General features: G+C 61.7%; 30 protein-coding genes and 3 pseudogenes. 10 read left to right on the top strand and 23 right to left on the bottom strand.

The window, feature by feature from the left end:
• Nucleotides 1–203: 203 nt before the first annotated feature.
• The gene (locus tag MF410_RS13085; RefSeq protein WP_239619800.1) at nt 204–485 is read right to left on the bottom strand and encodes a hypothetical protein; all 282 of its coding nucleotides are present in this window, start codon (nt 483–485) and stop codon (nt 204–206) included.
• A gap of 61 nt (nt 486–546) precedes the next feature.
• Here MF410_RS13085 and MF410_RS13090 point away from each other — a divergent pair, with 61 nt between their 5' ends.
• Nucleotides 547–2,388 carry a PBP1A family penicillin-binding protein gene (locus tag MF410_RS13090; RefSeq protein WP_239619801.1) on the top strand — a complete coding sequence of 614 codons (1,842 nt, stop codon included), beginning with the start codon at nt 547–549 and terminating at the stop codon, nt 2,386–2,388.
• A 136-nt stretch (nt 2,389–2,524) separates the two neighbouring features.
• Here MF410_RS13090 and MF410_RS13095 read toward each other — a convergent pair whose 3' ends face one another.
• Nucleotides 2,525–3,514, bottom strand: coding sequence for a LacI family DNA-binding transcriptional regulator (locus tag MF410_RS13095; protein ID WP_239619802.1), 990 nt, complete (start codon nt 3,512–3,514; stop codon nt 2,525–2,527).
• A 601-nt stretch (nt 3,515–4,115) separates the two neighbouring features.
• Between MF410_RS13095 and MF410_RS13100 the strand changes: the two genes are divergently transcribed.
• Nucleotides 4,116–5,618 (top strand): DegQ family serine endoprotease, encoded by a 1,503-nt coding sequence (locus tag MF410_RS13100; RefSeq protein WP_097627483.1) that lies wholly within the window; start codon nt 4,116–4,118, stop codon nt 5,616–5,618.
• Between the two features lie 158 nt (nt 5,619–5,776).
• Here MF410_RS13100 and MF410_RS13105 read toward each other — a convergent pair whose 3' ends face one another.
• A complete protein-coding gene (locus tag MF410_RS13105) occupies nt 5,777–6,166 on the bottom strand; it encodes a hypothetical protein (protein ID WP_097627481.1) in 390 nt (129 codons plus the stop codon).
• Nucleotides 6,167–6,337: 171 nt separating this feature from the next.
• Between MF410_RS13105 and MF410_RS13110 the strand changes: the two genes are divergently transcribed.
• From MF410_RS13110 to MF410_RS13140, 8 genes are all read left to right on the top strand, one after another.
• Nucleotides 6,338–6,640 carry a hypothetical protein gene (locus MF410_RS13110; RefSeq protein ID WP_097627479.1) on the top strand — a complete coding sequence of 101 codons (303 nt, stop codon included), beginning with the start codon at nt 6,338–6,340 and terminating at the stop codon, nt 6,638–6,640.
• 153 nt (nt 6,641–6,793) lie between these two features.
• Nucleotides 6,794–7,057: a DUF1488 domain-containing protein gene (locus MF410_RS13115; protein ID WP_097627477.1), complete on the top strand. Its 264-nt coding sequence runs from the start codon at nt 6,794–6,796 to the stop codon at nt 7,055–7,057.
• A gap of 126 nt (nt 7,058–7,183) precedes the next feature.
• The gene (locus tag MF410_RS36770; RefSeq protein WP_097627759.1) at nt 7,184–7,546 is read left to right on the top strand and encodes a hypothetical protein; all 363 of its coding nucleotides are present in this window, start codon (nt 7,184–7,186) and stop codon (nt 7,544–7,546) included.
• Between the two features lie 65 nt (nt 7,547–7,611).
• Nucleotides 7,612–7,758: a hypothetical protein gene (locus MF410_RS13120; protein ID WP_165503970.1), complete on the top strand. Its 147-nt coding sequence runs from the start codon at nt 7,612–7,614 to the stop codon at nt 7,756–7,758.
• Between the two features lie 89 nt (nt 7,759–7,847).
• Nucleotides 7,848–8,291 (top strand): pyridoxamine 5'-phosphate oxidase family protein, encoded by a 444-nt coding sequence (locus tag MF410_RS13125; protein WP_097627475.1) that lies wholly within the window; start codon nt 7,848–7,850, stop codon nt 8,289–8,291.
• A 201-nt stretch (nt 8,292–8,492) separates the two neighbouring features.
• Nucleotides 8,493–8,729 (top strand): hypothetical protein, encoded by a 237-nt coding sequence (locus MF410_RS13130; protein WP_097627473.1) that lies wholly within the window; start codon nt 8,493–8,495, stop codon nt 8,727–8,729.
• A 126-nt stretch (nt 8,730–8,855) separates the two neighbouring features.
• On the top strand, nt 8,856–9,023 hold the full coding sequence (locus MF410_RS13135; protein ID WP_097627471.1) for a DUF3606 domain-containing protein: 168 nt from the start codon (nt 8,856–8,858) through the stop codon (nt 9,021–9,023).
• Between the two features lie 280 nt (nt 9,024–9,303).
• Nucleotides 9,304–9,504: a hypothetical protein gene (locus tag MF410_RS13140; protein WP_097627469.1), complete on the top strand. Its 201-nt coding sequence runs from the start codon at nt 9,304–9,306 to the stop codon at nt 9,502–9,504.
• Nucleotides 9,505–9,999: 495 nt separating this feature from the next.
• On the opposite strand, the gene MF410_RS13145 is transcribed toward MF410_RS13140, so the two are convergent.
• The 20 genes and pseudogenes from MF410_RS13145 to MF410_RS13245 form a co-directional block, all read right to left on the bottom strand.
• A complete protein-coding gene (locus MF410_RS13145) occupies nt 10,000–10,185 on the bottom strand; it encodes a hypothetical protein (protein ID WP_097627467.1) in 186 nt (61 codons plus the stop codon).
• Nucleotides 10,186–10,318: 133 nt separating this feature from the next.
• The gene (locus MF410_RS13150; protein WP_097627465.1) at nt 10,319–10,747 is read right to left on the bottom strand and encodes a DUF1515 domain-containing protein; all 429 of its coding nucleotides are present in this window, start codon (nt 10,745–10,747) and stop codon (nt 10,319–10,321) included.
• The gene (locus tag MF410_RS13155) at nt 10,744–11,466 is read right to left on the bottom strand and encodes a hypothetical protein (protein ID WP_239619804.1); all 723 of its coding nucleotides are present in this window, start codon (nt 11,464–11,466) and stop codon (nt 10,744–10,746) included. The genes MF410_RS13150 and MF410_RS13155 overlap by 4 nt, the downstream gene beginning before the upstream one ends.
• Complete coding sequence (locus tag MF410_RS13160) at nt 11,466–12,368, bottom strand: hypothetical protein (protein WP_239619805.1); 903 nt, start codon at nt 12,366–12,368, stop codon at nt 11,466–11,468. Before MF410_RS13160 ends, MF410_RS13155 begins: the two co-directional genes overlap by 1 nt.
• On the bottom strand, nt 12,365–12,577 hold the full coding sequence (locus tag MF410_RS13165) for a hypothetical protein (protein ID WP_097627461.1): 213 nt from the start codon (nt 12,575–12,577) through the stop codon (nt 12,365–12,367). Before MF410_RS13165 ends, MF410_RS13160 begins: the two co-directional genes overlap by 4 nt.
• 19 nt (nt 12,578–12,596) lie before the next feature.
• On the bottom strand, nt 12,597–12,959 hold the full coding sequence (locus tag MF410_RS13170) for a hypothetical protein (RefSeq protein WP_097627459.1): 363 nt from the start codon (nt 12,957–12,959) through the stop codon (nt 12,597–12,599).
• On the bottom strand, nt 12,959–13,423 hold the full coding sequence (locus tag MF410_RS13175) for a lysozyme (RefSeq protein WP_131711717.1): 465 nt from the start codon (nt 13,421–13,423) through the stop codon (nt 12,959–12,961). The genes MF410_RS13170 and MF410_RS13175 overlap by 1 nt, the downstream gene beginning before the upstream one ends.
• On the bottom strand, nt 13,398–13,652 hold the full coding sequence (locus MF410_RS13180) for a hypothetical protein (RefSeq protein WP_097627456.1): 255 nt from the start codon (nt 13,650–13,652) through the stop codon (nt 13,398–13,400). Before MF410_RS13180 ends, MF410_RS13175 begins: the two co-directional genes overlap by 26 nt.
• Nucleotides 13,653–14,082: 430 nt before the next feature.
• A complete protein-coding gene (locus MF410_RS13185) occupies nt 14,083–14,640 on the bottom strand; it encodes an acyltransferase (protein WP_206099955.1) in 558 nt (185 codons plus the stop codon).
• Nucleotides 14,641–14,752: 112 nt separating this feature from the next.
• Nucleotides 14,753–16,108, bottom strand: coding sequence for a hypothetical protein (locus MF410_RS13190; protein ID WP_097627452.1), 1,356 nt, complete (start codon nt 16,106–16,108; stop codon nt 14,753–14,755).
• 122 nt (nt 16,109–16,230) lie between these two features.
• Nucleotides 16,231–18,300 carry a hypothetical protein gene (locus tag MF410_RS13195; RefSeq protein ID WP_165503969.1) on the bottom strand — a complete coding sequence of 690 codons (2,070 nt, stop codon included), beginning with the start codon at nt 18,298–18,300 and terminating at the stop codon, nt 16,231–16,233.
• A gap of 154 nt (nt 18,301–18,454) precedes the next feature.
• On the bottom strand, nt 18,455–18,772 hold the full coding sequence (locus MF410_RS13200; protein ID WP_097627450.1) for a hypothetical protein: 318 nt from the start codon (nt 18,770–18,772) through the stop codon (nt 18,455–18,457).
• Nucleotides 18,769–19,773 carry a tail fiber domain-containing protein gene (locus MF410_RS13205; protein WP_097627448.1) on the bottom strand — a complete coding sequence of 335 codons (1,005 nt, stop codon included), beginning with the start codon at nt 19,771–19,773 and terminating at the stop codon, nt 18,769–18,771. The genes MF410_RS13200 and MF410_RS13205 overlap by 4 nt, the downstream gene beginning before the upstream one ends.
• Nucleotides 19,745–20,155, bottom strand: a pseudogene (locus MF410_RS13210) (N-acetyltransferase); the annotation flags it as partial. The gene MF410_RS13205 and the pseudogene MF410_RS13210, both read right to left, overlap by 29 nt.
• On the bottom strand, nt 20,152–21,975 hold the full coding sequence (locus MF410_RS13215) for a hypothetical protein (protein ID WP_097627446.1): 1,824 nt from the start codon (nt 21,973–21,975) through the stop codon (nt 20,152–20,154). The pseudogene MF410_RS13210 and the gene MF410_RS13215, both read right to left, overlap by 4 nt.
• Nucleotides 21,972–22,679 carry a hypothetical protein gene (locus MF410_RS13220; protein ID WP_097627443.1) on the bottom strand — a complete coding sequence of 236 codons (708 nt, stop codon included), beginning with the start codon at nt 22,677–22,679 and terminating at the stop codon, nt 21,972–21,974. Before MF410_RS13220 ends, MF410_RS13215 begins: the two co-directional genes overlap by 4 nt.
• 130 nt (nt 22,680–22,809) lie before the next feature.
• Entirely contained in the window at nt 22,810–23,373 is a 564-nt protein-coding gene (locus tag MF410_RS13225; protein ID WP_097627441.1) for a hypothetical protein, read from the bottom strand.
• Between the two features lie 189 nt (nt 23,374–23,562).
• Nucleotides 23,563–24,348, bottom strand: a complete 786-nt coding sequence (locus tag MF410_RS13230; RefSeq protein ID WP_097627439.1) for a hypothetical protein — start codon at nt 24,346–24,348, stop codon at nt 23,563–23,565.
• A 22-nt stretch (nt 24,349–24,370) separates the two neighbouring features.
• Nucleotides 24,371–25,343 (bottom strand): annotated as a pseudogene (locus MF410_RS36775) (phage major capsid protein).
• 32 nt (nt 25,344–25,375) lie between these two features.
• A pseudogene (locus MF410_RS13245) lies at nt 25,376–26,428 on the bottom strand (hypothetical protein).
• Nucleotides 26,429–26,430 lie beyond the last annotated feature (2 nt).

Genomic DNA, 26,430 nt, shown 5'->3' on the forward strand with positions numbered 1-26,430 from the left:
GCTCGACGCCCACCGCGCGGTTGCGCAGTGGGTTGCTGGCCATTTACGACTGGGCGGTAGATCATCAAAACGACCTGTCCGAGGCGGTAACCGATGCCCAATTCTCCCGAATCCTCTGGTGAAAGCGTCAGCAGCTCGAGCTCGGATCGCGAGAAGACACTGAATTCGGCAGCGCAAGCGGACACCTTGGATTCGCCTGGAACTCAAGGCGAAGACCCGCAGCCGCCCCACGGATCCTTCGACCAAACCAGACGGGCCGCCAGAACGCTATTGGGTGCGATACGCCAGGATTTGCAGGCAAGTTCTGCTTTGGCAAGGATCAAGGCAGCCGCCTTGTTATTGAAGACGAAGCTAACAAGGTCGAGCCGGTCTGCAGTCACCTCAGCTCCCCACAGATGGCTGACGACTGCTTCGGTCAAAGCCTGGCGCGGTATTCGCGGTCGGCGTTCAAAGCCGCGTGAAAGTCGTGGGAGCGCATCGTTCATTGCGGGCTGGCGGAAACTCGCTCTCGGGTCGATCCTTCTTGTCTGCCTCCTCGTCGGGAGTGTGCTGGTCTGGGCCCTGAAAGACGTGCCCTGGAGCGAAATCCGGGATGGAACGTTAAAGCCGATCGTGGTGCTGGAAACTGCCGACGGCGCGCCGTTGGTCAGACAGGGACCTTATCAAGGGCCATATGCTCGATACGACCAATTTCCACCGCATCTGATCGATGCCGTCCTGTCCATCGAGGATCGCCGGTTCGTGGATCATTTCGGCATCGATCCCAGGGGCATCGCAAGGGCGTTTTGGCGAAATTTGGAGGCCGGCTCGGTGGTGGAGGGTGGCAGCACCATCACCCAGCAACTCATCAAGCTGCAATATCTCGACAGCGACCGAACGATCAAACGAAAGATTCAGGAGGTCGTGATCGCCTTCTGGCTGGAGTGGAAGCTCGGCAAAGCGGAAATCCTGACGCGTTATCTCAACGGCGTCTATCTCGGCGCGGGGGCGACGGGCATGCCTGCCGCCGCGCGCATCTATTTCAACAAGGATATCGGCGCCCTCAACCTGCCGGAGTTGGCGATGCTGGCGGGACTACTGCGGGCGCCGAGCCAATGGAATCCGATCGACAATTTCGAAGGCGCCCGGCAGCGCACCATGGTCGTCCTCGACGCGATGGCGGCCAATGGCAAGATCACCGCGCCGGAGGCGGCCGAGGCCAAGACGAGCTTTGCGAGCCTCCATCCAACGACACCAACGCCGCGTTCCGGAAGCTGGTTTGCCGACTGGATTTCGCCGCAAGCGAGCGAAATCGCCGGCGCCTCGCCGGGTTCGACCACGGTGCGCACCACGCTGGTGCCGACATTGCAGCAGATCGCCGAAAGGGTGGTGAAACGAGCCCTCGACGGTGAGGGAAAGACGGTCGGCGCATCGCAGGCGGCGTTGGTTGCGATGACGCCCGACGGCGCGGTCGTTGCGATGGTTGGCGGCCGTGACTACAAGGCGAGCCAGTTCAACCGCGCCGTCACCGCGATGCGCCAGCCGGGTTCCACCTTCAAGCTGTTCGTCTATTACGCAGCATTGAAGGCTGGTCTCACTCTGTCCGACCAGGTTCTGGACGCGCCGATAGACATAAACGGCTGGTCGCCGGAGAATTCCGGTGGCGACTATCGCGGTTGGGTCACGCTTGCCGAGGCGTTCGCGCGATCGCTGAATGCTGCATCGGTGACGCTTGCGCAGGAGGTGGGGCTGGACAATGTGATTGCCGCCGCGCGCGAACTCGGCATCGATGCGCCACTGGCCAACACGCCGTCATTGGCGCTTGGCACATCCGAAGTCAATCTGCTTAATCTCACAAGCGCCTATGCGTCGGTCCAGCTCGGCAGGGCCCCCGTCAAACCCTGGGGCATTATCGACTTTCAAGCGGCGGGGCAGTCCAAGACGTTTCGCGTTGGCTCACAATCAAAGCCGAATGTCGATCTTGCGCCCTACCAGTCCGATCTGCTCGGCCTGCTGCAGCTGGTGGTCGAGCGTGGTACGGGACGCGGAGCAGATCCGGGTACCTTTGCCGCCGGTAAGACCGGCACGAGCCAGAACAATCGCGATGCCTGGTTCGTCGGCTTCACGGAAGCCCTCGTCGTCGGCGTCTGGGTTGGCAACGATGACGACGCGCCGATGAAGGGAGTGACCGGCGGCGCCCTGCCAGCGCATATCTGGCGGGACTTCATGCGCGAGGCGACGAGCGAACCAACGTTGGACGGTGTGCGATCGACAGAAGCAGCCGTCGATGGCCAAGGCGCGCCGCAGTCCTGCAACATCACTGCCTGCTCGCGCAGCTACCGCTCCTTCCGGCCGTCCGATTGTACCTATCAGCCATATTCCGGCAGCCGACGGCTTTGCGAAAAGTGATGTGGGTGGGCAGAGATCGAACCGGTCGCCCAGCCTGACGCCGCTGTTTTCGATCGGCCGCAACGCCTCGAAGGGCGAGGTCGGCCATCGGCATCTCTCCCGGCAATGGATATTGGGACGGGTGCAGCTCGCGCAATTACCGCGTCGAACCGCGCGGAATAATGGTAAAGCCCAGGTCGGCCTTGTCTTCATCCGGCGGCTGGTCGCGGACGGCGCGCAGCAGCATGTCGGCGACGCGGTAGCCGATATCGTAGCGCGGTATATGCACCGTCGTCAGCGACGGCTCGATGAAGGCCGAGAATTCCAGATCGTTGAAGCCGCAGATGCCGAGCTCTTCAGGCACGCGGATGCCGCGCGCCTTGCATTCGATGAGGACGCCGAGCGCCAGTTCGTCGCTCTGGGCAAAAACGGCATCGACATCGGGTACGCGCTGCAACAGGCGGGAGAACAGCTCCCTGCCGAGGCCGGTGCGGCTTGCCGCCTCCCCGCCGATGATGAGATCGGGGTCGAAACGCCCGGCGTCCCGCATCGCGGCCTCATAGCCTTCGATACGGCGGCGCGAGCGGACATCGGCGCCCCGGCCGAAGAAGGCGATCCTCTTATAGCCCCTCGACAGAAGGAAGCGGGTGGGTTCGGCGCCTGCCGTATAATGATCGAGGCCGACGACCAGCTTCTGCGGTTCCTGGCTGAGATCGGTGATATGGGCGATGGGACAGGCAGCGCGCTCGATGAGCGGCAGAAGATCGCGATAGGATTCAGCGCCGGCGATGATGACGCCGGCCGGCTTCTGCGTCAGGAAGGATTTCAGCAGACCGGCCTCCCCCTCGCCATGGTTCAAAGTATTGGCATATTGCACGGTGAATTCGGTGTCGCGGAAGCGATCCTCGATGCCGACCATCAGGCCGGTGAAGCCGTATTGGTGCAAGGCGGGCGTGATGACGCCGACGATGCCGTTGTGGCGGCCGGCAAGCGCCCGGGCGGCAAGATTGGGGATATAACCCATCTCCTCGACCGTGCGCAGGATCACCTCGCGCAGATCTTCCGAGACGATCTGAGGATTGCGAAGCGCACGCGAGATGGTGATCGGGCTGACGCCCACCTTCTTCGCCACATCGCTCAACGTCACATGCGCGCCGCGCTTGCCGTTGCGCCCCGCTCAACTGCCTTGTTCATCGCCCCTCTTATGCCACCGCGAGACTCAGCTGCCCCGATTCGCAGTCTTCACTTCTGAAGAATAAATAATTTAGAGTCTACTAACATTTTATATTCGCAACAGATTCCGGGAATAGAATCTCCGGAAACGGCGGCGCGATCGTCTATCGGCAAGTTACGGGCGAATATGGCGGTCGGATCACCGCGCCCTGGAATAAGTCCGTTTATTTGCGAAGGAAATCGCTGCGAAGAGTGCGCTGCGAGACAACGTCCCGGCCGGAATTTCCGGCGCGCGGCACCCCGGCCAAACACCTTCGGCACAAAGATTAAATTCCGGTCATTTCTTACAAATCGGCAATATAAAGATGATCAATATTTAATTTGTAAATCCACCAACCGCGATCATATGAATCCCGAGCGCGAATTCTTGCATTCGCCCGGTCGCGACCTAAACGACTGCGCTGCGATGAGATGAATTGGCGCCAACGCCATCCGACGCCAGGTCCCAAGACATGAACCACGACGCCATGGAACCCCGACGCCACAATCCAACACTCTCGCAAGGGACCATCACCATGTCACACATCCTCCGCAAACATCGCGCCGCAGCCCTGGTCGGGGCTGCCATCATCGCCGGCGCGGCATGCCTGCCCTTCACCCTCAACGCGGCGAATGCCGTCGCCTCGCCTGCGGATGCCGGCGGCGTCCTCGCCGCCGGCGGCTCCTTCGCCTCCATCGTCGACACCGACAAGCCTGCCGTCGTCACCATCACCACGACTGTGAAGGCGACCGATGTCAGCGCCGATCAGCAGTCGCCGATGGATGAGCAGTTCCGCCAGTTCTTCGAGGATCAGGGCATCCCACTGCCGCGGCAGGCGCCGAAAAACCGGCCCTCGCAGCAGGCAATGGCGCTCGGCTCCGGCTTCATCATCAGCCCGGATGGCGTTGTGGTCACCAACAACCATGTCATCGACAACGCCGTCGACATCAAGGTGACGCTTGATGACGGCACCGAACTGCCGGCCAAGCTGATCGGCACCGACCCGAAATCCGATGTCGCCGTCTTGAAGATAGAGGCGGGCAAGCCGCTGCAGACCATTGCCTGGGGCGATTCCGACCGGCTGAAGCTCGGCGACCAGATTCTCGCGATCGGCAACCCCTTCGGCATCGGCACCACGGTGACGGCTGGCATCGTCTCGGCGCGCGGCCGCGACCTGCACAGCGGCCCCTATGACGATTTCATCCAGATCGACGCGCCGATCAACCATGGCAATTCCGGCGGCCCGCTCGTCGACCGCAGCGGCAATGTCGTCGGCATCAACACTGCCATCTATTCGCCGAACGGCGGCAGTGTCGGCGTCGGCTTCGCCATTCCATCCGACGAGGCCAAGGCGATCGTCGCCAAGCTGCAGAAGGACGGCACGATCGATCACGGTTATCTCGGCGTGCAGATCCAGCCCGTGACGAAAGACGTCGCGGATGCCGTCGGCCTCGACAAAACAGGCGGCGCACTGGTTGCCGCCGTCACCGCCGATACGCCGGCGGCCCATGCCGGTGTGAAGCCGGGCGATATCATCACCTCGGTTGGCGGCGAGAGCGTCAAGACGCCGAAGGACCTGTCGCGGCTGGTGGCCGATCTTTCGCCAGGCGCCAAAAAATCTCTCGGCATCTGGCGCGACGGCAAGACGATCGATCTTAACGTCACCGTCGGCGGCAATGAGGATGGCCAGAAACAGGCCGCCGCCGAAAGCTCGGACAACAAGGGTGAGAGCAGCGGCCAGCCGAGCCTCGGCATCGGCCTTGCCGACCTGACGCCGGACGTGCGCCAGCAGCTCAACCTGCCGCGCGCCGTCAGCGGTGCGGTGGTCGCCAGCGTCGATCCCGACAAGTCGGCCGCGGCCGCCGGCATTCAGTCGGGCGATGTCATCGTCTCGGTCAACGACAGGCCGGTCCACAACAGTCGCGACGTCAAGACGGCGATTGCCGAGGCCGGCAAGGCCGGCCGCAAATCGGTGCTACTGCTCGTCGAACGCGATGGCGGCAAGACTTTCGTCGCCGTGCCGTTCGGTGCGGCCTGACGGCTCGAAGTCAAAGGAAAGCCCGTGAGAACGGGCTTTCGACCAACCGCCCCCCTCGCGTTCGGCTCTCGCCAATCTATTGCGTCGAATTGCTGCTGCGTCGGGAGATCACCCTCTTGGGTGCGTATGCCGCCGCAGTGAGCGGCGGTGACTGACGATCATCGTTCAGGCAACCTGGTTCTTGGGAAGCGATAGCCGACCGGTCGCCGCGATGGGTTGGCACCCGTGGGTGCCGTATACCGGCCAATCCGATAGGCCTTGGGCGGGGCGCCGCCGTCATCCTGCCATCTTACAAAGGACGCGTCTTCGATTGCTTGGGTGAGCGGCCCTGAACTCAATTGGGTTGCAAGATACATTCTCAGAGCCGACCTCAGCGCCGCCTCATCGACGATTCCAATCTGGAAACAATGAATGAGGAAACTAGTCGCGCTGATCTCGCTGATATCAATCGCATAGGTTTCGCCGCCGCGGAAACCGGCCTTTCGAAGAATGCGCTCCAGCATTCGCAAATTGGTGACATCGAAAAACCGTTCAGATGTGGAAGACATGAAGTCCTCCTTTATTGGGGCTAGGGTTCACGCGCCCCAAGCGGCGGTGCCCTTATCGTGCCCGCCGATCGCTCAGCTTGCGCTCTTTGCCACATGGCCGCAACCTCATTCGCCGGCAGCCATTGATAATGTCGTCGCAAAACCCATTTTAGAGAGAGGAGGATACGCATCATGCAGTTCAACGGTGAAGCGACCCTCACAAGGCCGTCGGCATTGGCGGTTTCCGAACGACGTGCCCTTATAGATCATCTGAGTGAGGCCATCGGCCGCCTGGCTTACGGGCTGGCGGCTGATGGATTGCTCAATCTTGTGCCGTCTCTGCTTGAGATAAACAGCGTTCTCCGCGATATGACGGATGAAATTTCCCATGCGGACCCTGTTTATTCCGACCAGATCATTGCCAGCACTGTGCGCTTGATCAAGACTTCGGAGGCCTTGCTGGAGAACAGGGTCATCGTGCAGACTATCCATTAAGATCGGTTGGCCACTAAGATAGGCCATTAAGATCGGTTGGCGGTCGCTACATGCCGACAGGCTTCAAGCTCGTGCTTCTCTGAGTGCATCCAGATCATCGTCGGCTCCCGGGCCCGCACAACGGCCCGCGCCCATCTCTAAGGATCGACCGCCATGGCACTTATCTTTCCAAACCGAAGCCGGAGCTTCGACGAAGTGCGAAAAGGCGTGCGCTTCACCGGCTATGACGGCATGTTCGAGGTCCGCTTCCTGGTCGAGGAAGGCGCACTCGGTGGTGCTATCACACAGAGTTCGTCCGAGGCCGCATACCTCAATGCCTTCGACGCCGCGCGTTCTTCCATTCAGGAGGCAGCATCGAGAGCCTATCAGCATCGACGCGGAAACAACTTCACGCTCAAGGCCGAAGATTTTCGTTAGAATATTTCCGTTTTCAGAACCACGGAAATGCTCACCTTTTTTTGTTTCTGCACAATTCCGGACGCAGAACCGCGGCGACTGAAACGACGGTGGACCTGCGGCTGCCGGATGACAGAGGGGCAAAGCATGGTTTCGACACGATACCGAACGAAAGACCTTAGGCTTGCACGTTGCCACATCGTGAAGGCGGCGCAACGCATTGCCCAGCAGGAAATGGTAATCGGGAGACTACGGCTTAAGGGCAGCCCCTCGGGATTGGCCTACGAGCTGTTGGGCAGGCTCTACGATGATCAACGGCGAAAGCTCGATCGCCTGAAGCTGATCGAAGCGATGGTCGAGGTAAAAGCACAGTCCTGTATGAGCGCGCCCCGTCCTCGCCGCACGCTCGCGCCGCCCTTGGCGATTGTGCGCAGCGGCGCGAGCTCCCTGCCTGACCGGCAATCGCGCACGCCTTGTAGCGCAGACGTTTGGCACCCATATCTGGTGTAGTGGCAGTTTGTGAACGGGCACCGCTTCGGGGTAGTTAGAGTTCACCGGCCCCAAAGGAGGGCATCATGTCAGCCATGATAAAAATCCATTCGTGGAAAAGTCTGGCTCAGCATGCCGGGAGGCTCCGCTATATCGACTTTCTGGTGAAATTGACGCCGGCGATCAGCGTGGCTTTTATCATCTATGTCGTCTTCAAGGATGTGCTCTGGTAAGCGCTGCAACACCGTGGCGGGCCAAGACGCGCCTCGCTGCGCTTGTCGGACGAGGTCACTAACCCTGATGACGGAACTGGACAACGCAAATGCAGTTGCGAGAAATGGATGAACAAGATTGCCTCGCCTTTCTGGCCGGCCACACCCGTGGCCACCTAGCATGCCAGGGCGACCAATATCCCTATATCGTTCCCATCCACTATGCGTATGAAAAAGACCGGATTTTTATATTTTCGATGCCGGGCCTGAAAGTTGATCTATTGCGGGCCAATGCACCAGCCTGTGTTCAGGTGGAAGAATTCGGCGAAAACCGAACGTGGAAGAGCGTGCTTGTTCAGGGCACCTCTGATGAGCTGACCGATACGCCGGCCCGCCATGACGAGCGCATCCACGCCTGGTCTCTTCTGCAAAAGCAACCGTTTTGGTGGGAACCCGGATCGCTTGCGTTAAACTCGGAAAGCGAAGACAGTCCTGCTCCCTCCATATTCTTCGGCATTTCGATTGATATGATATCTGGGAGGCAAGTGGTTTAAGGTGCAGCCTTCAGACCTGCCGTGCCCCCTCGATTTCGCAGGGCGGCGTTGCTGCACGATATATGGAACTCCACACAGACACGGCTAAGCGCTGTCCGATACCAGCCTTCCCATAGGGGCGCGGATTGCTTGATGCTTTTTACCAACGCGTGCTGAGCCAGCATCGCGTTTAATGGCACGCGACCATCACGAAGGAAAACCATGAACCACGCACCCGAAAACGAGACGCTTTTCAACATCACCGGACATTTCGTACAGGAACTGAAGGACGTTCTTAAAAGCGAGAGCATCATCGAAGGGTCCGACTACGAAAACAGCGCTTTCGACGAAAAACGACGGGCGGAAGGGCGGCACCTGCTCACCTTCTACAAAATCGGCACCGCAGCTCAGGCAACCCAGATCTGGGAAAAACACACGACAGCTCGGTCGCATCGATAACCGGAACGAAGCCAGTCCGGCCGACGTTGACGGAATGCTGGCTCTCAAATCCTGATGAGACCATGCAGCTGGCGTGTCCTGCCATGACGCGCCACTCAGCTCGACAATTCCATGAAAGGAAATATCATGACCGATGACAAAACCAAAAACGCGGCGACGACCGACGGACCCTACGACGTGATCTACTTCGCAAAGAAACATCGTATTTCCAATGAGGATGCCAAAGACATCATCGAAAAATATGGCGCCAATCGCAAAGAGGCCGATAAGGCCGGCCGCCGCACCAGCGCCTGAAAACCAACGCCTGAAAAAGGGAACAAGGATAGGGGGTTGCCGGGTGGGCAACTCTCACGGCTCCCGGCACTGGCTTGCGATGACACGATTCAGTGGACGAATTAACCCTACTGGCTTACCTTAATATCAGCATACGCTTGAATACATCAGGCCCTATGCCATCGTATCTTCAGGGTAACATCTGTGGTTCCTGAAGCAGTCTCGCCGGAACCGTGGCCCGCCTCTCCTGAAGAGGCCGGCTTCCATATAGGCCGGAGCTCGATCATATGGAGGGTAAGCCATGAACAACGTCTTGGAATTTCGTCCCAAATGCCCGCATGTCGAAACTCTCGCCGACTGCCGGGAAGCGCTTGAACCTCTCGTCATGAAGATCCTCGGCGAGGCCGTCAGCAGGGGTTATCCGCCGGCGGAAGCCGCGATGGTGATCGCCGATATCGCCGACGATTATATCCTCATGCTGTCGCGCCAGCTTCGGTATTGATTGGATTTGTGCGCTGCTGGGCGGAAGAGCACTTCCGCCATGAGAGATGTGGCAGTGGACCGCGCAGCGACTGCAGGGGCAGCAGTTGGTACAGGAGACAAGACCTGCTACGCGGTCCGTCGGCCACAACGTCAATATTTGTCGGAAGTTCCGCCCATATCGGCGCCGCAAATGAGCCTTTGCTCTCGCAAGTCGGCCGGAGGAACAAGCGGAAATTGCTTCGCTTCGCTTCAATCGCTAGACTGGTATGTGTCGGCGCTGACGAAAAACGAACGCGCATCATCAGCCCAGCAAAAAACCCCGGCAGAGCGGGGCTTTCAGCGGGTTTCGCGGGATAATCACCATAAACGGCCCTGCATGAGCAACAGAATCGGCCGTAGAGACCGGAAAACGGGATCATCTCCCCTCGCCTTTCCGCGGTTCGCTCAATCTTTGAATCATCACCGTAACGCAGCGTGAAACAAGTCAGATCCTCTGCCTGAACCGCGACCGTTGCTAACGCCACCGCGGCTGTCTCGGCGGCGCATTGGCCTGGATTTCATGCAGCGGCGCCCGAACCCCGAGAAGTTTCTTCAGCTTCTTTTCCTCGGCCGGACCGATCCCGAACTTGCGGCAATGTTCTGCAACATCATGCTCCCGCGAACCGGGGATGCGAACTTGGCGATTGTTCATGTTTTTCATGACCGTTTCCTCCTGAGAGGGAAACCAGCACGATGCGAATTGGTTCGTTAGCAAAGTCTAAATTTTGGTATTACTTACTCCCTGTTCAGCAAAAATGTATCGATCGCCAAGCAGCGCAGTAACTTAGGCGAGCTCAACTGATCTTCAACCAATGCCTCAAGGCCGCCACCGCACCGTCGCTCGCATAGGCAATCATCCCGCCGACCGTCAGCCCGGCAAAGGCAATCAGCCCCGAAATGCCGTAACCGATCGATTTCATCCGTTTCCATTCTTCCAGCGCCGGCGCCACCGTCTCCTGGTTCTTCTCGACGGTCTCCTTGAGGCTCTTGATCTCCTCGCGGATCTGGGCGTCGACACCGCCGCTGAGCGCTGCCCTGGTATCGAGATGTGCGATCTGCCTTGCCTGTTCGTCGAGCCGGGTGTGGATCACGGCGCGGCTGTCATGAGCATTGGCCTTTTCGTCGCGGACCTCGTTGCGCAGCAGCGCGACGTTTTCCTCGATGCCGGTCAGCCTTCCCTCGACGCGCCCGAGAGCGCGGAGAATATCGTCATTGGATGTCATGGATAGAACTTCGCCTTGTGCGATTGAGGCAGACGGCTGACGAAACGCAGGACGCCGTAGAGAGCCGGGTGAACGAAATCGGCGGCCGTATAGGCGTGACCGAGCAGGGCGGCGTTATCCTGCACGTTGGTCGCCAGCACTTCGGCGACGCGGTAGTTCGCCGTGCCGTCTCCCAAATCCGTTCGGTCTACCAGCGTCCGGCTGGTCCAGAGCCCAGGCTGATATTCGAACATGATGCGCGCGCCGAGCTTTGTCGTGTTTGGCAGGCGCATCGTGTCCCATGTCGTCACGCCATCTTGGTTGCCGGGATGGCCGATGACGTTGCCGAGCGGCGTTAATTCGGCCGCCGATCCCTTCGTCGGATCACTGTCCGACATGAAGGCCGGCACGATATCAATCGTCTTGGCGAACCGCGTTGACGCGATGAGTGACGCGTTCATGCTGGCAAGCGTCCCCGTGACCGGGTTCCACAGCGCCGACGTCGCGCTGTAGCCGGCGACCGTGCGGCCGCTATCCGACGATCCCGCCATGGTCGGCAGAATGGTCATGCCCACCATATGCGCGCCGGGATACCGGGCGATGATCCGATCATCGAGCCCGAACTTGCGCGACTGCCAGAGCGAAAGCGTCGTGTTGTTGTCGTTGCGGCCGCCCTGGTCGAGGCAGAAAGTCCAAATGTCTTTGCCGCCGTTGAACGTCGTCTTGATGGCGTCGATCATCACCCATCGCCTGGTAGCGTTGGTGGCAAGCTCGAATTCGTTATGCTCACCAGGCACGCCCATGACGAGCGGGACAGTGCTCCCCATACCTGGTCGCGCTGGTCGAGCCATCGCCGTATCATGCCCATGTTGCCGCGCTCGTCGGCCGACGCGGCGATCTCCTGCCGCTCGATCAGGCTGTCACCGACGACGAGTGGAATCGGCCGGCCGTCCCATCCTTTCGCCAGGACAAGCGCGGGCCCGTAAGCCTGGATCTGCGAATTCGTCGCGTTGCCGATCGTGTTGTAAAGGCTGTCAGGATCGAGCGCCGCCGTGGACGCCCCGTCAGCGGCCGCCAGCGCCTGTACAGACGCCAAGTCGGCGGCACCCCAATACTTTTCGCCGCGATGGCGCTGGATGCGATAGGAGCCGCAGCGCTGCGCACCCTCTGCGCCGTGATAGACCGTCCGGACGCCAAAGATCGACCATGCCGGCAGAGCAACTGGCAGTATGACCTGCCCGTAAACAATGCCGGTTGCGGCGGTGACCGTCGCCGGCACCAGACCGCCAAACAAGATCGGGTATTCCGTGCCGTTCGGCATCACGAAGAACGCCTCGTCGATCACGGTATCGGCGTTCGGAGACTGCGTTTCCTGCGGCGCATTGCCGCCTTCGGTCAGCGCGAAGCCGACGAACGGGATAAGGAAGTCGTTCGTCGGATAGTCGGGCGAGCCGAAGAACAGCTTGGTGCATTGGTAATTCAGCCCGGCCGGGAACGTCCATGGCGTGGCGATCGCGCCGGTTGGCCAGCGCGTTCGCGTCGCCGCCGGCATGTAGCGATCAGGATCCGGCACCCAAGGCGGTGGCGCCAGGACAGCTCCACCCCTCGGATACGTCAGGGCAAGCGAGATGCCGTTCATCATGGGCGGGCTCCATATCTGGTGGTGAGGTCGGCGTAGAAGCGAACGGTGCGCCCCTGGCGGGCATTGGCGCGGTCGAGCGCCTGCCGCTCGCGGGCGAGGATGGCGATGACGGGCTCGCCCTCCACGACAGGCGCATGCGCTTCCTGCCTCAGGAGATCGTCCGGCAAGGGCGGCAGCGCCATGCCGGCCGCGGCCTGCCCCTTCGTCACCGCCGCCCTGTTCAGCCGCTCAGTGGCGGAGCAGCCACTGACGATCAGCAGCAGTGACAGCGCAAGCGCGGTTCTTTTCCGAAAGCTGAAGCTCATAGGATTGGATCTCGGTTTCGAGTGTGTCTCTGGCCGCCTGCTCCGACGCTTCGGCGGCGGCCAAGCGCTTGCGGTGCTCTTCGATGGCTTGGGACGCCGCATTGCGCTGGCGCTCCATCTCGGCGGCTCTTGCGTCGGCTGCGCTCTTCTCGGCCAGCAGGATATAGCCGGCCCGCGCCTCGCGGGCCGCCGAGGGATAGCCGATCGAAACGGCATAAAGGTGATAAAGCACCAAGCCGGCGGCGATGCCGGCGCCCATCTTGAGCGTGTCGAGGAGGGAGAACATCAGATGCCCTCGAGGCAGAAGGCGCGCTCTTTCTGCCGGCGCCGGGTGAGGCCCGGAAAGGTGATGCCGGCGGCGCGGTTCCACTTCAACAGCGCCTCGCAGCCCTCGGCCGTCCTGCCCTGGTTGATGAGCCTGATCGCGCTCGAGCCGCAGGCGGCCTTGACGCCGACATTATAGGCGAACGAGGTCAACGCCACGAAACGCGCATCCGGCAGCGGCACGCGCATGCAGCGTTCGACGCCGCCGGCATAGGACTTGAGTTCCAGCGCCAGCAGCGCCTTGCACTGCTCCACCGTCTTGTGATCGCCGGGTTTGACGCCATTGGTGCTGCCATAGCAGATCGTCCATGGCTGCCCCTTCGTGGCCGGATCGGGATAGGCATTCTGCCGCAATCCCTCGAACGAGCCGACAAGCGCCACAGCCATGGCCGCTGCGGCACTACCCTTCTGCAGGCGGTTTGCCATTCATTTCTCCTGAGATTTTCTGCTGAACGAAGATGCGGGCGACGATCGCCGCAACGGCGAAAAGCCCCGTTGCCGCCGACATGGCGAGCTGGATGTAGAGGTTGCGCGACACCCAGGTTGCAGCGACGAAATTGATGACGGGCTCAAGCACGATGAAGAGCAGCGCCAGCGCCATGAGGCGGACGGACCAGGCGCGTTTAAGCACGTCGTGCCAGTTATGGACGAGCATGGGGTGGGCTCCGGATTGTGGATTGGGCAAAGAAAAAGGCGGCTCCGAAGAACCGCCTTTGTTTCCGTTTTTTAAGTCTCGTTACCGTCTCTTGAATAAGAGATCGGCTCCGTAGACTTTTCCGCTGGTGCCGGTAACGCCGCCGTTCCGATATTTGGCGTGAGACACAAGGGCAAAGCCCGCCTTGGCCGCAATCTCTCTTACTAGCTGCTTATGCATTGATATGCTTCCTGGCCACATAGGCGCAGAGGAGCATCTACGGCTTTACCGAGAATTTAAAAGCGCCCTCTCGTGTTCCAATACCTCAAGGTCATGATAGTGCAAGCCATGAGGTATCAAGCAATTGATCGGTTATGGATTTGCGCCAAGAGTTGATCCGTTCTGGCCAAGGCCGAGCGACCGCCCTGCCCCCTTGCAATCCCAATCCGACTTAAATGCGGTATTTGACTACTTTCGCCGGCGACCCGACGGCGATTGCATATTCGGGAATATCGGCCGTGACGACGGAGTTTGCTCCGATCACGGCGCCCGTTCCTATCGTAACGTTCATCAGTATTTTGGCACCTGCACCAATCCAGACATCATCACCAATTTCGACAAAACCGATTTCGGCCTTCTGAAGCCTAATTGGTACGTCTCGTCTCATACCGTGGCCGTGATCAATGATCTGGACATCCGAGCCGATCAGCACATCATTGCCTATAGATATGCGGTTCTTGGCAGTGATGATATTCCGCCGTCCGATGACGGTGTTGTTTCCGATAAACACCTTCGGCTCAGGCATCGTGAGTTGGAAGAAGGAATAGTCTTGAATCGTGACGTTGCTGCCGACCTCAAGAACTGCGTGTTTTACCATGCGGAACTCGGCGCTGCGCTTGACAACCAGGTTCGCGCCGGCGCGGCTGAAGTAGCGAAACCGCTTGTAGGCGGTAACGAGACGCTGAAGAATTCCTCCGCGGTTTCGGTACGATGCTTTATCGGCTGCCATGATTTCCTCCGAGTTCGAAGGTCATTAGCTGACGACATCGATTATTGCCAGTGATCATGCGTGCATATTCCCGCTAGAAGCTCGAGCGCGCTCGATCGGGACACAAACGGCATCATGCATTCCTCCCGCACGGAAAATAGAAACCGTCGTTCCACAGCCAGATAGTGCCGGACGCGCCAGCTACATGGCGGATCTGCCTGCTTGTATTTGTCCAGATATCGCTACAGCCGATTGCAAGTCCATTGGCGACCTGTATGGTGCCCATGTTGCCGCCATCATTACCGATCCCGCCTGAAAGAGTTCCTTGTGCAGGGTCCGATAGCAGCGCTGCGTTAGTCGCCGCCGATGAGGTGAATTCAAATCGCAGCTTGGCCTTGACCTTCACCCCATTCGGCACTGTCAGCGCCAGGAGTGCCGAAGTCGTAGAGATAGCAACGTTGATGGCGTCCTTGACGGGCGTAACGAAAGTATATTCGTCACGCGGGTACATCACGAATTGCCGGATGAGCGAGCTGGCATCGGTCAGCACCACGCCGATGCATTTGACGATGCTATAGCCGGTGAGCAGCGTTGTGGCGATGCCGCCGATCGTCGCCGAGGTCGAGAGAACAATGTCGAAAGACAGGTCTGCGTCCTTGCGCAAGGCATATGCAAAGTAGGTCGCATTCGCCGCAACGGCGCCGGCGTCGAGGCCGCCGGCGCCGGTGCCAGCCGCAAATGTTCCCGTCACTCGCTTCGTCAATGACGTTGCGCTGGAAACGAAGCTCGATCCCGTCCTGGCAGATCCTGCAGCAAAATCGATATGCGTATTCGGGCTGGCGCCGTTGTTAGAAAGGGTGAGCCCGACAATGAAATCGCCGACCGCCGAACTGTCGGCTTTGCTCTGGATCCTGGCGAAGAGCTTGTTGGTGAAGAAAGCGGCGCCGGAACAGATGATTTCGACGCTGTAACCGTCCTTGAGAATAAGCGTGGCTGCGCCGTCGATCGTCTCCGAACCATTCGGGTCGATCGTCACATCCCCGCCATCGGCGATGACGCAATAGTGCCAGTTTGCACCGAGCGTTGCCGCCGCGGTCAAAGTGAGCGTGGCTGCCGCGGTAAAGCGATGGACGGCGTTATCGTCGGATGCGAGCGCGGTGTAATCGCCTGACTTCACCGCATAGACCAGATCCTGATCGAATGCGACGTCGACGCCGTTCTGGGCAAAGCCGAGCAGGCCGCCGCCTTTCAGATAGAGGCCGGTCTGCGGGGTCGAGGCGAAGCCGACGCCCGGCGCGGACACGGTTCCGCCTGCGGCCTTGAGCGGTGCGATCATCGGCGCCGAACCGTCGCGCGGCAGCGAATTGGTGATTTCGTTGCCGAGGTCGGTTGTCAGCGCGTTCCACGGCGCCGGGTCGATGACCTGGCCGACGGAAGGTGTCGTGCCGGCGGGTTTGGAATAGACGCCGGTTGATGGATTTCTGGGCATTTACCTTGCTCCGAAATGAAAAGGCCCCGCGATTGCGAGGCCTGAGATCGAGTATTGTCGGCCGCGGAAACTGATTGATCGCGATCCAAGCGAACGTTCGCATGTTGCCGCCCTTAACCGGCCTACCAGAGGCCACTTTGCTGCCGGGCAAGGAGCGCACGCACGAGGGCGGCCGCCGCCGGTTCGCGCCCTTGATTCATCGTCTGCCGCGGATTGCGAGAGTCCGGCTTCGATGTTGGAATGGGCGGGTTGTCAGGCAGGGCGTAAGGATCGGCGGCGCCGTCAGTCTGGTACTGCGGCAGAAAGCTCTTTGCTCTGGCGAACCGATTTGCGGCCTCCTGGTTCCCCGGAACATTGTAATCTCGAAAAGCCCAAGCCCTGTTCATCAGGCGTTGCGCCTCCTCGAGCGATTGAGCCGCGTTCAGCCTGGCGATCAGGCGAGGGTCCTCCTGCAGGAAGAACTCGGCCTGTGTCTGCGGGCTGATCGAACCCGGCTTTTCGCCCTTGGCGGCGGCGAAGTCGTAAAGTGCCTGCAGTCGGGTGTTGCGCCACGACATGATGGCGCCTGATCTGCCGGGCTTTCCGCTCTTGCTTGGGTCGGACCAGGAACTATTGGCTCTCTTGGCCGAGAACTGGCTTTCGGACTGGCCCGTCGAGGCGATAGCCGCAAGACCATAAGGGTTGGTCACCTTGATGATCGATCCATCCCGCTGCTTATAGCCGTTCTTGATCGTGCCCATGAAGCCGTCGAAGACATCGGCGTCGACGGGTTGCTGGCTGGGAGTACCCCTTGTCGCCTGCCGATCGTGGCGGCCGGGTTTCGGTGTGGGAACGGGCACTTTGCCCGTTGGAACGAAGGGATCGTCGCCAGGCCGCTGGGGCGCGGTCGCGGGCTGCTGGCGGCGCTCGTCCGTCGTCATCTGCGGATCGGGATATTCCGGTCGCGGCGTCGGAATGGGCACCTTGGTCCTCGTAGGGACGGCATGCGCGGTCCCAGCGGTCTGTGCCGCGATCGCCGCTTCAATCATGCCGTCGGGATAAAGCGCGCCCGACGTCCCCTGCTCCTGCGTGATGAGGGCGCGAACGAACTTCTTTGCCATGGCCTGGTCGTCCAGGCGCAGATCATCGTCAGGGCCAATGCCCATCATTTGCGCGACGTTGGCAGCCGCCGTAAAAGACTTAGGCGTCCAGCCCATATCGCTGGCAATCATTTGGTTCGGCGTCAGCATGCCTTTTCGATACTTCCTCATGATCTGCCAGAAATTGTGCCGCATGCCCGCTTCCGGCGAGGCATAGACGACTTGCGGATCGCCCTGGTCGGTGTTCTCGGAGGGGCCGATGATTCCTGGGCCATGCTGCCCGGCGTATTTGAGATTGGCGGGATTGTTGTTGCGCATGCCGGGCGGTAGTTCGGCGCGACGAACGGGATCGGACAGAATCGTTCGAAGCTCTGCCCCGTCGTTTGCGGATCCGGCGGCGTCACCGACAGCAGCCGGTGCCGCGGGCTGTTGGCGGCGTTCGTCCGTCGTCACCTGCGGGTCGCGATATCCGGGTCTCGGCGAGGGAATGGGTCCGTTGTCAGGCAACGGAGCGAAGGCATCGTCGCCTGGTTCATCGGCCGCCATCGGCTGCTCGCGGCGATAGTCGGTCGTAACCATCGGGTCGCGATAAGGCCGCTGCGTCGGAATGGGAGGATTGGCAGGCGGTGCGAAGGGATCGTCACCAGGCTGGTCGGCCGCCCGGCGATAGTCCGTCGTGACCATCGGGTCGCGATAGGGCTTCGGCGTCGGAATAGGCCCGTTGTTGGGCAGCGGCGCGAAGAGACCGGCGCCGGGCTGGGCGGCGGGGGCCATGGGCTGTTCGCCGCGATCGTCCGTCGTCATCAGCGGGTCGAGACTGGGTCTTTCCGGCGGAACGGGCCCGTTGTCGGGCAGCGGCGCGAAGGGATAGTCGCCCGCATCGCCGGCCGGCGCCGCGCTGCCCTCGCCGCTTGCCTGCTGCTCCTGCTGGCGGATCACCAGTCCGCCCAGGAGGGCCTGGACAAGACGCGCGGCCCCTTGCCAGGGGGATTGTACGGGGCCTGAATCCATGCCCTGCTGCAGCATGGCATCAGCCAGCTGCTTGCGCCGGTTGCTGATGTCGCCCTGTGTCTTGCCGGTATCGCCGCCGAAAATGAATGACGCTAGTGACATTGGTCCACTGCCCTTTCGTAGAAGACGCGGTCGAAACCGTCTGTCTGGATGGATTTTTCACAGATTATTGAACGCGAGGCCGATCCGGATCGGACCGTCGTCCCTGTATCGGTGGGGACCGATCGGCACGCCGTTATCCCGCTGATGTCCTAATTCAGCCGTCAGTCCGGCGCGTCGGCGCGCCCCCGAAGAACAGCGACAGGAAGCCGGGAGAGGCGGGCGCTGGTTTGGAAGGCTGGGCTGTCGAAACGCCGGCACCTTGACCCGCGCCTGCCTGCTGCTCCTGCTCCTGCTGGCGGATCGCCAAGCCGCCGAGTCCTGCCTGCGCCAGCCGTGCCGCGCCCTGCCAGGGAGATTGCACCGGGCTCGCATCCATGCCCTGCTCCAGCATGGCGTAGGCCAGTTGCTTGCGTTTGTCGTCGATGTCGCCCTGGGTCCTGCCGGTATTGCCGCCGAAGATGGTTGGGATCATGCCACTGCCCTTTCGTAGAAGACGCGATCGAAGCCGTCGGCGTGTTCGAACACCGCGTCCGGATGGATTTTTCGCACGTCGTCGGACATCAGGCCGATCTGCATCGGGCCGCCGTCCTTGTAACGGAAGGCGTAGACCGGCAGCCCATTATCCAGCGTGCCAACGCGCTTGATGTCCTCCTTCAGCCGGCGGTCGGATTTCGCCCAGCCGCCAAGGAGTGTTCCGCCGAGCCCGAAAAGGCCGCCCATCGCCGCGTTGGACTGGGCGACCTGGCGGTCGTAGATGCCCATTTTCTGGTTGAAATTATCGTTGATCAGGCCGGCCTGGTCGACGTTCGGCAGCTGCGTCGTCGGGGTGTTGACGTAGCTCGGCTGGTGGACCTGCGATCCCGACATCAGCGCCGAAATCTCGTTCAGCGGCTGGTTCCGCTCTGTCAGGATCGAATTCTGGGCATTCGAATACATGTCGCCGAGATACTGGTCGGAGGCGGCCTGCTTGCGGGTGGAAAAATCGCGCATGGCGTTGTCGTAAGCCGCCGAGCCCATCGCGATGCCCTTGTCGGCCAGGCTCTGGTCGAGGCTTGCCTGGTCGCGGTCCCACTGGTTGTTGAAGCCGGACCGCCAGTGATTATTGACATATTTGTCGACATTGCCGGCGCTCAGATCGACATTGGTGCCGAGAATGCCGGAGATCTTACCGGTCTGGTCGTTGGCAAGCCTGGCGAGGCCGAGTTGCGTCTGCTGCGTCTGGTCGTAGATCGCCTGGTTCTGAGGCGAATAGGTCTGATAGGCGGAATAGGTCGGCAACTGGTAGCTCTTGCCGTTCTGGTCTTTCATCGTCTGGTAGCCGCTGACCTTGTATTCCAGCGAACCCTCCGGCGTGTACTGGTTGGTGTGGCTCAAGCCGGCATTGGCGATGGCGGTGTCGACGTTGGTGGCCGTCTGTGCCGCCGCGGTCTGCGTCGGATCTGGGGCCTTCGGGGCCTTCGGCGTGGAGACCATAGGGGAAATCCTCCTTCATGATTGCGTAAAGCAGGCCGTCGCAGTCGCCGAAATAGGCTTGCTGGCGGCCTTCCAGCTGGGCGCCGAGCCTTGCGAGCATCGTCTGGGCGTCAAGGTTGTCAGCCCGTGTCCTGGCGGTTGCGCGCCGGCAGGCGAGCTGGTGCACGACATAGTGAAAGACCGATCGCATCAGCGTCCGCGTCAGCCGGTCGGCGGCAAGCGAGACCTCGACGTCATGCGCGGTCCAGACGTTGAAGACGAAGCCGGCGATGATCCGGCCGCGGTCGACATGGGCGAGCGTGGTGTAAGGCGGGTGGAAGCTGACGCCGATCCGGCCGCCGACCCAGGCAGCGATTTCCTCGCGCGGTTCGGAGACGATCAAATCGGGGTGCCTCTCTCATAAAGCACCGAGCCGCCGACGACGGCAGCTTCCGAGACCGAGCCTGAGGAGCCGGAGATCAGCGCGCGGATCGTCGGCGCCAAGGCCGAGCCGGCGCCACCGGCGGAAGCGAATTTGCGCACCAGCGAAACGCCGGGGAATTTCGAGACGCCCCAGACCGCCGCTCCCCATTTCGCCGCCGCGTTGTTTTCGACGGATGACAGCAGCGCTGTGGGAATCTTGGTCTGGTAATCCACCGAGATCCCGCCATACATCAGCGAGGAAACGCCGATCTGCGCCGTCACCCCGATCAGCTTCGAGAGCTTGGTCGAAAGCCCGTCGCCATATCGGCTCCAGGCGCCGACCATCAGCGCGTCGATCGCCACGCCATTGTCGTTGGCGCCGACCTCGGCCTCGTAGACCGTGCCGTCGCCGGCGCCGAAGAACAGCCGGTCCTGCCACGTCGCCCAGCAGGAGGCCGGCATGCCGACGAAGCGGCACCAGGCGCCGGTTTCGGTGTTCATCACATATTGATAGGGGCCGAAGGAGGACGGCAGGTTGACGATTGCCATCTGCCGCGCGGGGAAGCTCGAAAGCTGCCATTCCTGCGAGGTCGTGCCGGTCGCCGCCACCGTCTCGCGCCATGTCGGGCCGATCCTCGCGGTAATCGCCCCGAGGCTGGTGGCGCCGCGGTCGAGCTGCACCGCCTTGGTGATCGGCACGATGCCGTCGGTCGTCATGATCGCCAGATCGGCGCCGACCGAGAGCAGGCATCGGTCGCTGCCGAGCGGCCGGCCGAGCTTGAAAGTGCCGATCAGCCCCCAGTTCGAAACGCTCGAAGGATCGGAGCCCTGGAAGACGATCACCTCGCCTTCCGAGGAGATCAGCACCAGGCATTGCTGCAGTCCTGTCGAAACCGGGATCGTCCAGACGTTGATCGCTACCAGCGTACCGCCATATTTCATGTTGCCGCCGACCGGCAGAACCGTGGCCGCACCGCTGACGGCGTCGGTGGCGAGATACCAGACATTGGTAGAATTCTTCTCGATGAACCAAAGGCGCGAACGATAGGCGGTGACCGCGATCAGCAGCGACGAGTCCGATATGCCTGATATCATCGTCGAGGCGACGTAAGGGGTGGCCGCCGCGCCCTTTTCCAGCTGCGCATTGGTGACCGTTCCCGTCACGGTGACGACAAGCGTGCCGGCCGCCGGCGTGAAGGAAAGCGAGACGCGGTTGTTGACGCCGGTGCCGTTCAACGTGCCTGAGAAAGCGCCGGAGAGCGTGACCGAGCCGGTGCCGAAGAAGCTCAGCGTATAGGCCGTGTTGCGGACGGCAACGTTCTGGGTGGCGAGCGCTGCTGTGCCCACCAGAAAATTATTGGTCCAGGAGGTGCCGTTGAAGATCAGCGGCGTGTCGAGGCCATTGACGAGACGCAGGAATTCCTGGCCGGCCGGGTTGGTATATTGCTGCACCGACCAGTGGGCGCTCGCCATGCCCGAGACGACGGGCGCACCGGCAGCACCCCCAACTGTGACGTCGAAGATCTTGTCGCCGGCGGCGGCAAACAGCCTGTTGCTGACGCCGGAATAAGGGATGACCGTCTGCACATCGCCGCCGAGGCCGGTGGAGAAGGCGAGAAAACCATAGCGGGCGCGCACGCGGTTGGCCTCGGGAAAGAAATTGTCGAGCTGAAACGCCGCATCCGCAGGCATATCCGCCATCTCGACATCGGTTCGCCAGCCGCCGATTGGCGCGATCCAGTCTTTGCTCGGCGAAACGCGGCCGGTGCGCCCATTCGGAGGGACAGGTCTGCGGGTCATGGATTTGCCACCGTGATTGTGCCGGGCCAATAATTCTCGGGCGCCCCGTTCCTCGCCGGCAGCGAGAGATCGACGGGGCTGGCGGCGCGGTCGGCGCCGATCGCCGCTTCCTTGGATCGCTCGAAACCGGCAAGCTCCTCGCCGTAATCGAGGCCCTTGGCCCGCTTCCAGCGCCAGATCAGCGAGAGTTCGAGGAGGTCTTCGGGAAGACGGGCGGTATCGGTGTCGTTGGCCCAGGTGCCAGCCGTCGCCGCACCGCCATTCACCGCCACCCAGAAGCCGGAGATATAGGCATATTCGATCATCTCGCCGGCAACGTTCGGGTAGATGTCGAGCTTGCCGCCGGCGATGCGCCAGATCTGCGGCACCGGGTTGGCGTTGAGGATCGTCTGGCGCTGCCAGGTCTGTGGCTCGACGGGGCCGTTGAGCTGCCAGAGGCGGGCGGCATTCCAGATCTTGGCATTGGCGGCGAAACGGTTCCAGTCGGCGGGCGGCTCGGCCGGCTCCGGATTTGCACCGGTCGCTGCGAATTGCCGCCGCACCATCAGCGCCGACCAGTCATGCTCGCGCATCAGGTCGCGGCCGGCGCGGGTGGAAAGGATGCGCAGCTGCATGATCTGCGGATCCGCCGAGGACATGACGGCCGTCGGCGGATCGAGGTCGATTTCCGCGCAGACGTTCTGAATGATGGTCAAGAGCGACATGCGCGGATCTCCGGTTCAGAGCAGTTGGCGTGGCGGGTGAGGTGAATTTGCGTGAGGGTTGAGACCCGTGGCTCAACCCCGGTCGGTGCCCGAAGGGTCGGATGAGCGGGCGTCTTGTGTCAGCGCTTCTTCAGGCTGCTTGCCGACCTCGGGACTTGCCGCCGTTTTCGTTTTCGAACGCCTCGAAGCGGGCGGCCATCTCCCGCATCTGCTCCTGCAGGCGGGTGACTTCATCCTTCAGCCGCTCGTTTTCGGCGGCAAAGGCCGAGGCGGCGCTGGAGCTTTCGGCGGTGGCGAGATAGGCCCGGGCGGCAGCGGTCAGCTCGTTGGCGCCCATGCCGATCTTCTGCTTGGCGGTGTCGGAAAGGGCGGCGAGCTGCTCGACGGTGTAGATATTGACCGCCTCCAGCTCCTTGATCTGGCTGGGCTTCAGATAGGGCCATTGCGAAAGCGGCGTGCCGGTCAGCTGCTCGCGGGCCGCTGCCCCTTCCTTGAACCGCTTATAGGCGTCGGCAAAACGCTGTTTGTCGTTGTCGGTCACCTCGCGGTAGACCTCGGTGTGTTTGTCGCCTGATATGAAGATGCGGACGAATTCCTTATCGGCAAAAATCGGCCGGCCTTCCTTCTCGGTCAGAAAGGTCTGTTCGACCGGCTCGAGGCTGAAGGAGGCGTAGATTCCGGTGTTGTCGGGCATGTGCTGGTCTCGCTGTTGATGGCGGGGAGATGCGGGCGCCGAAGCGCCGCTGTGATGTCGTGTCCGGCGTGTGCCCCTCACCCTAACCCTCTCCTCGTCAAAACGGGGAGAGGGTGGCGGCAGCCGGATGAGAGGCACGCCACGCGGATAGAGGTCGGTGAAGCGGGCGCCGAAACGCCCACCGATTGCTTAGTTCACCTTCGACAGAAACGGCCGCATCAGCGTCGCCTCAAGCACACCCGTCGCCGTGATGGTGATGCCCGTGCCGTTGGCCGTGGCATTGGCCGAGAGCGTGATGCTCTGGACGACGCCGTTCGGGCTGTAGGTGATGCCCGAAATCGTCGTGCCGCCTGCGATGCCGGTGCCGGAAACCGCGGCGCCGATGAACGGGCCGGAACCGGCGCTGAGCCCGGCAATACCCGTCAGCAGGTTGGAGCCGTTGACCGTCGTTGCCGTAAACGTCTGGTTGGCGGCGGCAAAGTTGACGTTGGCGATCGCCTTGGTGGTGGCGGTGGCCGAGGCCGGGGCGCTCGCCTGGCCTGCGGTGGTAGTGGTTTCGGCAACGACGAGGGCCGCCGTTGCGGTCGCCACCTGCGACGGCGCCTGGCCGTTGCGCTGCAGCCAGATATAATAGGTGCCGGCGGCAAGGGTGATGGCACCGACCGGGCCGCCGGTCAGCGTCGGCGGCTGGGCCGCACCCGAAAAGACGCCGCAGCGCTGGCCGACGACGGCCGCCGCCGTGGTCAGCAGCGAAGCGACGTAATCCCGGGTCCACTGGAACCACTGGCCGGGCTGAAGGGTCGTCTGCGACGCCAACACCAGCTGGCAATAGACCCATTCGGATTCACGATCGCCGCCGGCAATCGCGCCGAGGGCGAAGTTCGGTCCAGGAATACCGGAGCCGGAAATGATCGGGCCTTCGACGACGAACGGGTTCGCGCCAAGACGATCGGACTGGATTGAAGCGATCGACATTTGCTGTGTTCCTTTCGTTCGATCAGGCGAACAACACGCCCTGCAGGAAGGCGTTGTTCATGGTGAGGTTGCCGGCAAAGCCCATGAGCTGGACGAAGGCATCCTGGTTGGTGTTCATGCGCTCGTCGCCGATCGGCGCCATGTCACGGTCGCGGTGGGGGCGGTAGAATAGGTATTTGGTGTTCAGGAAGAACATCTGGTTGAGCGGCGCACCGCCGCCGAAGCCGCCGTCGAAAATCACGTCGGCGCCCATGTATTGCAGCGACTGGAAGCCGGCCATGCCCTTGTCCGCCGAGGTGATACGCTGGATTGCCTGCAGCGATTCCCAGTAGAGGCGGAAGAAGTTGTTGTCGGCGACGACGAGGTCGGGCGCGTCGGAGCCGCGCACGCAGGACATATAGAGCCGGTTCATGTAGCTCTGGATGTTGGCGTTGGTGGCCGCCGCCCCCATCGGCCGAGGCCGAGAATTTCTGGTTGCGCCAGAAACCCCAGGTGGCGCGCGAAATGCCGCCGACGGTGCCGGAGGTCGGCGAGGTCGAAATCAGCAGCTGCAGGCCGCCGATCTGCCGCCCGCCATCGGCCGTGCCGTCGGAATAGCAATCGAGCGCGATGTTGTTTTTCAAAGTTGTTTCGGCATTCTCGATGCGCTGCTCGAGCAGATCGAGGATCGCATCCTCGCCGGAGTTCTGCAGCTGTTCGAGGCCGGACATGGAGACGGCGACCGCCGCCTGCTTGAGGTCGTATTCGGCGGCGGTGATGACGTCGGAGGGCTGGACATTGAGGATGTCATAACCGGAATAGCGCTTGAAGGTACTATTCTCTTGATACTGCAGCTCCTGGACGATGGTGCGGCCGCCGGAGATCGGCTTCTTGCGGCCGCGGCTGTTGAGACGGGTGAGAAGACCGTTGTTCTTCGTCACGTCGTCGGCGACCGTGCCGCTGCGGTTGCGCAGCGTCGTGGTGACGATTTCAGAGAGGTTGGGGGAGATGGGCATCGATCATTCCTTTGATCAGAATTGGCCTTTGATCAGACTTGGCCGCGCGAAAAACGCATGGCGTCGCGCAGCGAGTTCGCGGATGGAGGTGGGCTGGCCTCTTGCCGCATCGCGGGTCGGGCCCGGCGCGGAAGAACCAGAGATGGATCGCGAGGCCCGGCGGGCTTGATCTGCCGCTGCGGCCCTCTGGGCTTGGAGTTGTGGGACGGAGGCTTGAGCAGTCTGGCTGATCAACTGCCGGCGAATGTCCGGGCGCATCCAGCATGCGGCGTCGTAGGCGTCCTGGAGCGACGTTGCCCGCCCTGCGTTGACAAGGGCGATCATGTCCTCAAGCACATCTTCGGCGTGCGCGTTTGCTGGGTCGGAAAGGAAGGCATCGACTTGAGTTTCGGTGTCCCTTTTCCGCAAAACATGTTCGACCGTCGCCTCGACATTGAAAGATCGAGGCTGCGGTTGTGATATGGCCTGCTGCGAATTCCGCTGCAGGATTTCTCCCGTCTGACCGTTGACCAGAGCGTGAAGATTGACCCCGGCCATCCTGGCAACGTGAACGACGGTGTTGACGGGATCATGGATCAGCGCCTTCTCCCAGTCGATCGCCCGGCGCATGACATCGGCATGGGTCATGCCGGCCTGGCGGATGATCGGGGTGAATTCCTCGAGCCCCTTGTAATCCTGCAGGACGCGGAAGCCGTTATCGACCTCCTGTTCTCGCTTGGCGATCGCCGCCTGCACTTCGTGGGGCAGGCTTGTGAACTGCGCCTTGGCTTCCGCCGACCAGCCGGGCGGAACCCGGCTGGCGCTCACTGCCGGCTGTTCACCAGCCTGGCCTCGCGACAGCGGTTGAAGCGCCGGCTGCTGGGGGGCCTGCGCCCTGCCCTCGCTGCAGGAGCTTGCTCCTGCCCCTTGGCCAGAAAGCGGCCGTTTTCGCCGTCGCGCGGCTGGCCTGATATATCGCCCGGTCCACTGGCTTCGACGGTGTCGATCGCCGCTTTCAAACTGTCGCGGATGCTGACCGGCTTGTCGTCGAACGCGCCAAAATCTTCGCTGCCGTTGCCGGCCTCGTTCAGGTCTTCCATATCCATGG

Origin of the sequence: Rhizobium sp. C104 (genome assembly GCF_022354505.1) — a bacterium.
GTDB classification, from domain to species: Bacteria; Pseudomonadota; Alphaproteobacteria; order Rhizobiales; family Rhizobiaceae; genus Rhizobium; species Rhizobium redzepovicii.

Coding starts and splice junctions, on each gene's coding strand:
- MF410_RS13085 (WP_239619800.1), bottom strand. CDS start 485: ATGAACGATGCGCTCCCACGACTTTCACGCGGCTTTGAACGCCGACCG.
- MF410_RS13100 (WP_097627483.1), top strand. CDS start 4,116: ATGTCACACATCCTCCGCAAACATCGCGCCGCAGCCCTGGTCGGGGCT.
- MF410_RS13105 (WP_097627481.1), bottom strand. CDS start 6,166: ATGTCTTCCACATCTGAACGGTTTTTCGATGTCACCAATTTGCGAATG.
- MF410_RS13110 (WP_097627479.1), top strand. CDS start 6,338: ATGCAGTTCAACGGTGAAGCGACCCTCACAAGGCCGTCGGCATTGGCG.
- MF410_RS13115 (WP_097627477.1), top strand. CDS start 6,794: ATGGCACTTATCTTTCCAAACCGAAGCCGGAGCTTCGACGAAGTGCGA.
- MF410_RS36770 (WP_097627759.1), top strand. CDS start 7,184: ATGGTTTCGACACGATACCGAACGAAAGACCTTAGGCTTGCACGTTGC.
- MF410_RS13120 (WP_165503970.1), top strand. CDS start 7,612: ATGTCAGCCATGATAAAAATCCATTCGTGGAAAAGTCTGGCTCAGCAT.
- MF410_RS13125 (WP_097627475.1), top strand. CDS start 7,848: ATGCAGTTGCGAGAAATGGATGAACAAGATTGCCTCGCCTTTCTGGCC.
- MF410_RS13130 (WP_097627473.1), top strand. CDS start 8,493: ATGAACCACGCACCCGAAAACGAGACGCTTTTCAACATCACCGGACAT.
- MF410_RS13135 (WP_097627471.1), top strand. CDS start 8,856: ATGACCGATGACAAAACCAAAAACGCGGCGACGACCGACGGACCCTAC.
- MF410_RS13140 (WP_097627469.1), top strand. CDS start 9,304: ATGAACAACGTCTTGGAATTTCGTCCCAAATGCCCGCATGTCGAAACT.
- MF410_RS13145 (WP_097627467.1), bottom strand. CDS start 10,185: ATGAAAAACATGAACAATCGCCAAGTTCGCATCCCCGGTTCGCGGGAG.
- MF410_RS13150 (WP_097627465.1), bottom strand. CDS start 10,747: ATGACATCCAATGACGATATTCTCCGCGCTCTCGGGCGCGTCGAGGGA.
- MF410_RS13155 (WP_239619804.1), bottom strand. CDS start 11,466: ATGATCGACGCCATCAAGACGACGTTCAACGGCGGCAAAGACATTTGG.
- MF410_RS13160 (WP_239619805.1), bottom strand. CDS start 12,368: ATGATGAACGGCATCTCGCTTGCCCTGACGTATCCGAGGGGTGGAGCT.
- MF410_RS13170 (WP_097627459.1), bottom strand. CDS start 12,959: ATGTTCTCCCTCCTCGACACGCTCAAGATGGGCGCCGGCATCGCCGCC.
- MF410_RS13175 (WP_131711717.1), bottom strand. CDS start 13,423: ATGGCAAACCGCCTGCAGAAGGGTAGTGCCGCAGCGGCCATGGCTGTG.
- MF410_RS13180 (WP_097627456.1), bottom strand. CDS start 13,652: ATGCTCGTCCATAACTGGCACGACGTGCTTAAACGCGCCTGGTCCGTC.
- MF410_RS13185 (WP_206099955.1), bottom strand. CDS start 14,640: ATGGCAGCCGATAAAGCATCGTACCGAAACCGCGGAGGAATTCTTCAG.
- MF410_RS13190 (WP_097627452.1), bottom strand. CDS start 16,108: ATGCCCAGAAATCCATCAACCGGCGTCTATTCCAAACCCGCCGGCACG.
- MF410_RS13195 (WP_165503969.1), bottom strand. CDS start 18,300: ATGTCACTAGCGTCATTCATTTTCGGCGGCGATACCGGCAAGACACAG.
- MF410_RS13200 (WP_097627450.1), bottom strand. CDS start 18,772: ATGATCCCAACCATCTTCGGCGGCAATACCGGCAGGACCCAGGGCGAC.
- MF410_RS13205 (WP_097627448.1), bottom strand. CDS start 19,773: ATGGTCTCCACGCCGAAGGCCCCGAAGGCCCCAGATCCGACGCAGACC.
- MF410_RS13215 (WP_097627446.1), bottom strand. CDS start 21,975: ATGACCCGCAGACCTGTCCCTCCGAATGGGCGCACCGGCCGCGTTTCG.
- MF410_RS13220 (WP_097627443.1), bottom strand. CDS start 22,679: ATGTCGCTCTTGACCATCATTCAGAACGTCTGCGCGGAAATCGACCTC.
- MF410_RS13225 (WP_097627441.1), bottom strand. CDS start 23,373: ATGCCCGACAACACCGGAATCTACGCCTCCTTCAGCCTCGAGCCGGTC.
- MF410_RS13230 (WP_097627439.1), bottom strand. CDS start 24,348: ATGTCGATCGCTTCAATCCAGTCCGATCGTCTTGGCGCGAACCCGTTC.